Genomic DNA, 8,458 nt, shown 5'->3' on the forward strand with positions numbered 1-8,458 from the left:
AAAGAACTTTTCTGTCGGAATGACAATAGTGAATTCAAGGCTTCAAGTTCCACAATACAAAGAAAAACGGCCTACTAAATTAAGCCGTAAAAATTAAAGTGAAGGTGTCGTAAAATTTCAGACTGTTTGAGGCTGTCTTCCCCCCGAGTTTCTAAAATTTAGACAGCAAACGTAAATTTTAGGAGGAATTTCGTCAGCCTAGATTTTTTTGGTTCGTTTTTTTATCAATGGAAAAAAGGAATGAAAGTAATAATTTTATCTAAATCTTAAATAAAGAGTTACACTAAAACAGATTCCGCATCGCGGCTATCGCCTTTTACGAAATGGGAGAGATTCCTTGTCGAAGTAAAATAACTTCTCTGTCGGAATGACAATAGTGAATTCAAGGCTTCAAGTTCCACACTACAAAGAAAAACGGCCTACTAAATTAAGCCGTAAAAATTGAAGAAAAAGCCTCGTAAAATTTCAGACTGTTTGAGGCTGTTTTTATTAGCCGAGTTTCTAAAATTTAGACAGCAAACGTAAATTTTAGGAAGAATTTCGTAAGCCTAGATTTTTTTGGTTCGTTTTTTCATCAATGGAAAAAATGAATAAAAGCACTAGCTCTATCTAAAGCTTAAATAAGCAGTTACACTTAAACAGATTCCGCATTGCGGCTAACGCCTTACATGGAATGACAGGCTCGAAGTGACAGCCTCGAAGTGATCGGTGGACTAGATATCATTTTATATTTTGAAGTTTTCATCTAAAATTTGGACGACTAGAACATTTACTTATAAAAAAACTATAATTTCGTAAACTTGTTTGATAAAACAATCTCTAAGTTTCCAATGACAATAACTTAGAATCATTAAGCAGAACGATCTATTATTAATTAATGATATCACTAACAAATACAATGACTAAAACAATAAAAAATATCTGCTGTATTGGCGCAGGTTACGTAGGTGGACCAACAATGGCTGTAATTGCCCAGAAATGCCCAGAAATTAAAGTTCATGTGGTTGATCTCAATGAATCACGAGTGGCAGCTTGGAATGATCCCAATGTTGAACACATTCCAATTTATGAACCTGGCTTATCTGAAATTGTCTTGGAAACACGGGACAAAAACTTATTTTTCTCCACAAAAGTAGATGAGGCTATCGATGAAGCCGATATTATTTTTATTTCAGTAAACACCCCAACTAAAACTTATGGTATGGGTAAAGGCATGGCTGCTGATCTTAAATTTATAGAATTATGCGCTCGTCAAATTGCGCGTGTAGCGAAGACTGATAAAATTATCGTTGAAAAGTCAACGTTGCCAGTGAGAACAGCAGAGGCACTTAAGGATATACTTGATAATACTGGGAATGGTGTCAATTTTCAAATTTTATCTAATCCAGAGTTTCTGGCAGAAGGGACTGCTATTGATGATTTATTAGAACCTGATCGTATCTTGATAGGTGGCGATACACATACAGCAGAAGGTCAAGCGGCTATGCAGACTTTAGTAGATGTCTATGCCCATTGGGTACCAAAGGCTCAAATTTTGACGACCAATGTTTGGTCTTCGGAGTTGTCCAAACTCACTGCCAATGCCTTTTTAGCACAACGGATCTCCAGTATTAATGCCATGAGTGAAATTTGTGAAAAAACAGGCGCAAATGTCGATGAAGTGGCACGTGCTATAGGTATGGATTCCAGAATCGGTTCTAAGTTTTTAAAGTCTTCTGTTGGTTTTGGGGGCTCGTGCTTTCAAAAGGATATTCTAAATCTAGTTTACATATCTAAGTCTTTAGGACTTCAAGAAGTGGCGGATTATTGGGAGCAAGTGATTATACTCAATGACCACCAAAAGCTCCGTTTTGCCAAAAATATTGTTAAAACACTATATAATACAGTCTCTGGTAAGCAAATAGCGATGCTAGGTTGGGCTTTCAAAAAAGACACCAATGATACTAGGGAGTCGGCTGCGATTTATGTATCAGATTATCTTTTAAGTGAGCAAGCTGATGTTATTGTTTATGATCCGAAAGTTAAGGCAGAACAAATTTATGCTGACTTGGAGTATTTAGGTCATCATGATTCTGAAACTATTCGCCAACGCGTGAAAGTTGTCAAAACCGCTAAAGAGGCTTGTCAAAATGCCCATGCTATTGCTGTAATGACAGAATGGGATGAGTTCAAATCTTTAGATTGGAAAAGCATCTATGACGACATGTACAAACCGGCTTTTGTTTTTGACGGTCGACGAATACTTGACCAGATCAGCATGGAAGCACTCGGATTTAATTTGAATATTATTGGCAACTAATACCAATTTAAACCTATAATGTCGCAATAAATCATTTCTTTTTCGCCTGATTTTTATTAAAAATAATTACCGTAACTAAGGCTATGCTAATTATTTTTAACTTCAATTAGTCAAAAAATAATTCAATTTATTTATACGACATTATAAATTTAATTTGGTATAAGCTATATATGAGGCGTTTCCTATGTTAAATGAAAACGCCTTTATTTTGAGTTAAATAAATGTTAGTTTGAGAGAATTTTACTTTTGGAAAAAACGTATTTTTTATCGAGAACTTTTTCCAGCTCACAACTTCATGACACTTCTCGATACGATTCTCTATCGAAAATCACTTGAAGTGACAGGGAGTAACAGATTTCATATTTAAAATTTCAAAATTGACAATTCAAATTTTAATGAAAACTACCGCTCGACTGAACCTAAGGGAGATATTAGTGGTGATTAGTATAATGGCGTAGTAGTGTAATGGTCTATTGGTAAGTGGTCGGTTGTCGGTTGTCGGATAGTTGGTGACTAGTGACCCGCTTTTTTGTAGCGGGGTGTATCGAAGCCACGTTAAGATAGACCTTTTCAATATTCAGAACACAACCTAAAAACATTCCTTATCGCAACTATCACCTTTTACGGAATGGGAGAGATTCCTCGTTGAAGTAAAAGAACTTCTCTGTCGGAATGACAATAGTAAATTCAAGGCTTCAAGTTCCACAATACAAAGAAAAACGGCCTACTAAATTAAGCCGTAAAAATTAAAGTGAAGGTGTCGTAAAATTTTAGACTGTCTGAGGCTGTCTTCCAGCCGAGTTTTTAAAATTTAGACAACAAACGTAAATTTTAGGAAGAATTTCGTCAGCCTAGATTTTTTTTATTCATTTTTTCATCAATGGAAAAAATGAATAAAAGCACTAGTTCTATCTAAAGCTTAAATAAAGAGTTACACTTAAACAGATTCCGTATCGCGGCTATCGACTTGCATGGAATAGGAAAGATTCCTCGTCGAAGTAAAAGAACTTCTCTGTCGGAATGACAATAGTGAATTCAAGGCTTCAAGTTCCACAATACAAAGAAAAACGGCCTACTAAATTAAGCCGTAAAAATTAAAGTGAAGGTGTCGTAAAATTTTAGACTGTCTGAGGCTGTCTTCCAGTCGAGTTTCTAAAATTTAGACAGCAAACGTAAATTTTAGGAAGAATTTCGTAAGCCTAGATTTTTTTGGTTCGTTTTTCCATCAATGGAAAAAATGAATAAAAGCACTAGTTCTATCTAAAGCTTAAATAAAAAGTTACACTTAAACAGATTCCGTATCGCGGCTATCGCCTTGCATGGAATGGGAGAGATTCCTTGTCGAAGTAAAATAACTTCTCTGTCGGAATGACAATAGTGAATTCAAGGCTTCAAGTTCCATAATACAAAGAAAAACGGCCTACTAAATTCAGCCGTAAAAATTAAAGTGAAGGTGTCGTAAAATTTTAGACTGTTTGAGGCTGTTTTTATTAGCCGAGTTTCTAAAATTTAGAGGGTGAGCGATAATTTTAGGAAGAATTTCGTAAGCCTAGATTTTTTTGGTTCGTTTTTTCATCAATGGAAAAAATGAATAAAAACACTAATTTTATCTAAATCTTAAATAGAGAGTTACACTAAAACAGATTCCGTATCGCGGCTATCGCCTTGCACGGAATGGGAGAGATTCCTCGTCGAAGTAAAAGAACTTCTCTGTCGGAATGACAATAGTGAATTCAAGGCTTTAAGTTCCACAGTACAAAGAAAAACGGCCTACTAAATTAAGCCGTAAAATTTTAGACTGTTTGAGGCTGTTTTTATCAGCTGAGTTTCTAAAATTTAGAGGGTGAGCGAAAATTTTAGGAGGAATTTCATCAGCCTAGATTTTTTTGGTTCGTTTTTTATCAATGGAAAAAAGGAATGAAAGTAATAATTTTATCTAAATCTTAAATAAAGAGTTACATTTCAAGCCAAAATACATCACTTAAACAGATTCCTTACCGCGGCTATCGCCTTGCATGGAATAGGAGAGATTCCTCGTCGAAGTAAAAGAACTTCTCTGTCGGAATGACAACAGTGAATTCAAGGCTTCAAGTTCCACAATACAAAGAAAAACGGCCTACTAAATTAAGCCGTAAAAATTAAAGTGAAGGTGTCGTAAAATTTTAGACTGTTTGAGGCTGTTTTTATTAGCCGAGTTTCTAAAATTTAGACAGCAAACGTAAATTTTAGGAAGAATTTCGTCAGCCTAGATTTTTTTGGTTCGTTTTTTCATCAATGGAAAAAATGAATAAAAGCACTAGCTCTATCTAAAGCCTAAATAAGCAGTTACACTTAAACAGCTTCCCTACCGCGGCTATTGCCTTACATGGAATGACAGGCTCGAAGTGACACCACTTTCCCCATCAAATGATTTCACAACACAGCCAAAAGACAATCCCTACTTTCAAACACAATAAGATTTATCAAAAAAAACATGCACTTTATTTTTGTTTTCTTTAAGAAAACGCTCTTATTTGCATACGCTTATACGTTAAATGCAAAGTGCCCTTAAAGCTAATGTTTAGGCAACTTTCGCATAACATGGCAAGTGTATGTTAGCGGATTCTAAAGCTGAGTAACCAAGGCTCTAGAGTAAAATATGAAAACCCTCATCTGACCCATTTATGGGATCCAGGGTGTCGAAGCCTTGCAAGCTGTTAGCAAATATTCGTAATTATACATTAAAAAGATATTAAATTTGAAAGTATTTTGGTACGCTTTACATACCAATTCAAGGGCAGAAAAACAAGTGCATGAAAGGCTCCAAAAGCAAGGGTATGAAAGTTTTTTACCTTTAATGACCACCATAAAACAATGGAGCGATCGAAAAAAGAAAGTAGTAGCGCCTTTAATATCCTCTTTTGTGTTTTTGCAAGCAACTCCTAAAGATCTATTGGCTGTTGTTAAAACTCAAGGAGTTGTAGGTGTTTTTAAGGCATTTAGGCAAACCCGCCATTGTTCAAGAAGATGAAATAAATAATTTAAAAATTTTAACAAAAAACAGCGAAGGTGCCAAGAAAATAACCCCCCGTAGTCTTGCCAATTATGCAGCAGTAGAGGTGGTAGTTGGTTCTTAAAAAAGTTTAAAAGGAGTGTATATGGCAACGAGTGGAAAACAAAAGGTAATAGTGCAAGTAGATGTTTTAAATATTTTTAAGCAATTTACACTACCTTTTGAGCATATTAAAGAAATTGTAGATTAAATTTTCTTTATAATATTGAATGAAGCTTCTAATGAAGTAAAAGGTATAAAACCTAATACGCATCTGGTAAGAACACAAATTCGGAAAAAAAATAATATTTCTAATGAAAGTAAAAATAATTGCTGAGGCAGGATCAAATCATAATGGAGAAATAAATTTAGCATTTCAATTAGTTGATATAGCTCTTGCAGCAAAAGCAGATTTTGTAAAGTTTCAAATTATCAATCCGGATTTACTTTATGTTCCTTATTATTGGGAACAAGGTAAAAAAATTGAAAATATTGTTCATAAAAGACGTCATTCTGAGACTCTAACATATGATGAATGGAGGAAAGTAAAAGAATATGCGACTACAGTTGGTATTGAGTTTACTGCTTCAGTATTTGATATTGGCGGGGTCGATTTCCTAATAGAACTAGGAGTTCCATTTATTAAGCTAGCATCAAGTGATTTAAATAATGTTGAATTAATTAAATATATTTCAACTAAAAACTTGCCTTTAATTATAAGTACAGGAATGGCAAATATTGATGAAATTAAAATTAGTGTCAATGCTTTTTCTGAAAAAGGAAATATTTCTAATCTTAAAATTTTACATTGTGTGTCAGTTTATCCTTGTGATCTTAAGAATACTAACCTATATAGGTTAGACGAACTGAATTCAATATTTAATTGTGAAATAGGTCTTTCAGATCACACAATGAACAGTATTGCTGCTTGCGTTGCAACTTCAAAAGGAGTTGTTTTTATAGAAAAGCATTTTACAATTGATAAATTAATGGATGGTTTTGATCATAAATACGCATCAAGTCCAAATGAATTTAAAGCTTACATAAAAAATATAAGAGCAATAGAACGGTCGTTATTGCCTGATTTAATTAATAAATCGGATTCAAAAGAAGATGTTACAAAGGTTAGAGCTAGAAGAGGTTTATATTTAAAGAAATCAATTAAAAAGGGAGATGTTATTACCGAAGATAATTTAATAGCCTTAAGGCCAACAAATAAATTTAACCCTGATGAAAAAAATAAACTTGTAGGGGTATATGCAGGTGAAGATATTAATGAATATGAATCAATTGATTTGAAAAATTCATTGGCTTTTAAAGACACAAAATTATCATGGAAAGAAGCAGATAGTTTTTGGGTTAATGAAATGAAAGAAAAGAAAATGTTATAAATATGAAAAAGAATACTCTTGGAGCTGTTGTAATATATGCGCGATTAGGTTCTTCAAGATTACCAAGAAAAGCTTTTATACAAATAGGTGATTTTAAATTGATCGAATTAATTGTAAACAAATTAAAAGTTTTAGAAAAAAAAATACCTGTGAAGGTTTTTTTAGCAACAACAACAACAACTCAAGATGACGAATTAGTAACCTTTGTTGAAAGTTTAGGAATTGATGTTTTTAGAGGGGATGAAGATAATGTTGTAGAGAGAACTTTATCATTTATAAGAAAAACTAATTACAAATATATTTGTAGAGTAAATGGAGATTGTCCTTTTGTAGATTTAGACTTGATAATCGAGGGTTTTAATCATATTACACAAGATTTTGAATTTATTACAAACATTAAAAATCGAACCTATCCATATGGTGTTGCCGTTGAATGGTTTAAGTCCAGTTTTTACCAGGAATTTTCTGTTGAAGTAGACGAAAAAGAAAAAGAACATGTAACCATGCACCTATATAGGTTAATTGATAAAATTAATTATTATGGTATGGAAGCGGAAGTGAACCACTCGGAAACTTCCTTAACAATAGATACAGTAAATGATTATAACAATATAAAAAGATACTTTCAAAACATATCAAAAGAATCTCAAATTAATTTAACATATAAAAAAATCTTAAAAGATGATTACACTATTTAATGTTCGCCCCAAAGGGCACAATATTGGAAATGATGCCATTTCCATAGCTTTAAGAAATCTAGTTTATGAAGCATTTGGAAGAATGGTTAATATTATAGATATTCCTGCTACTTCATTATATGAATCTCATTCAAAAGCAGGTTTGTCTTCGAAAACAATCTATGAGATTAATCGTGTTGGTGATGGAGTTATTGTTGGTGGTGGAAATTTATATGAAAATAATGAAATAGATTTTAATGGAACTGCTCTAGAAGCACTTGAAGTTCCATTAATGCTTTTTTCTAACTCTTTAGGTAAAGTATATGATAGAAAAGTTGATTTAGTACCAAGGACTGATGTTATACCAGATTCAAAATTAGCGAGTTTACATAGTTATGCAGATATTTCATTAGTTAGAGATAGTTCAACATTAAAGCATTTACAAAATATAGGATCTACTAACTCAATTTTTGGGGGTTGTCCTACAATATTTTTAGGAAAATATGATGATTATAAAAACATTTTACCTAAAAATGATCATGTAGGCGTTTTGATTTCGATAAGAACTCCCTCATTAGTAAATCTGCCTCAAAAGTATCAATTAACTATGACAGATGAATTAACTAAAATAATTCGCATATTAAAGCAAAAAGGGTACAAACGTATTCGTTTATTATGTAATGATGCAAGGGATTGCGAATATGCATCTTATTTTAGAGATATAGAAAATGTTGACTTTGTATATACTAGTAATGTTTTTGAATACTTGTCATTGCTTTCTAATGCTGAGTTAGTTGTAAGTTATCGACTTCACGCTACTCTTCCTAGTTTATCTTTTGGAACGCCTGTTATAAATATTAGCTATGATGAAAGAGCAGAGCAGCTATTAGAAGATTTAGGTATAGGTAGTTGGGATATTAAATATGTGAAAACCCCATCTGTTTCTGAGGCATTTAAAAATAATTTAGAAAACATTCATAAATTAAATATTATTATGGATGAGGCAAAAGAAAAATGGGATAATGTTGAAAAAATACAACATAAAGCTTTTAAGGAGTTT

General features: G+C 32.9%; 5 protein-coding genes. All 5 read left to right on the plus strand.

What is annotated here, in order from left to right:
• Positions 1-877 precede the first annotated feature (877 nt).
• On the plus strand, positions 878-2,299 hold the full coding sequence (locus tag CXF67_RS00415) for a nucleotide sugar dehydrogenase (protein WP_180957852.1): 1,422 nt from the start codon (positions 878-880) through the stop codon (positions 2,297-2,299).
• A gap of 2,737 nt (positions 2,300-5,036) precedes the next feature.
• Positions 5,037-5,309, plus strand: a complete 273-nt coding sequence (locus tag CXF67_RS00420) for a UpxY family transcription antiterminator (protein ID WP_180957853.1) — start codon at positions 5,037-5,039, stop codon at positions 5,307-5,309.
• Between the two features lie 335 nt (positions 5,310-5,644).
• Complete coding sequence (locus tag CXF67_RS00425) at positions 5,645-6,721, plus strand: N-acetylneuraminate synthase family protein (RefSeq protein ID WP_102086942.1); 1,077 nt, start codon at positions 5,645-5,647, stop codon at positions 6,719-6,721.
• A 2-nt stretch (positions 6,722-6,723) separates the two neighbouring features.
• The gene (locus tag CXF67_RS00430; RefSeq protein WP_102086943.1) at positions 6,724-7,419 is read left to right on the plus strand and encodes a cytidylyltransferase domain-containing protein; all 696 of its coding nucleotides are present in this window, start codon (positions 6,724-6,726) and stop codon (positions 7,417-7,419) included.
• Positions 7,403-8,458: polysaccharide pyruvyl transferase family protein (locus CXF67_RS00435; protein ID WP_102086944.1), on the plus strand; the 1,056-nt coding region annotated here is incomplete at its 3' end. The genes CXF67_RS00430 and CXF67_RS00435, both read left to right, overlap by 17 nt.

The sequence above is a fragment of the Psychroflexus sp. MES1-P1E genome, assembly GCF_002836055.1.
Taxonomy (GTDB): Bacteria; Bacteroidota; Bacteroidia; order Flavobacteriales; family Flavobacteriaceae; genus Psychroflexus.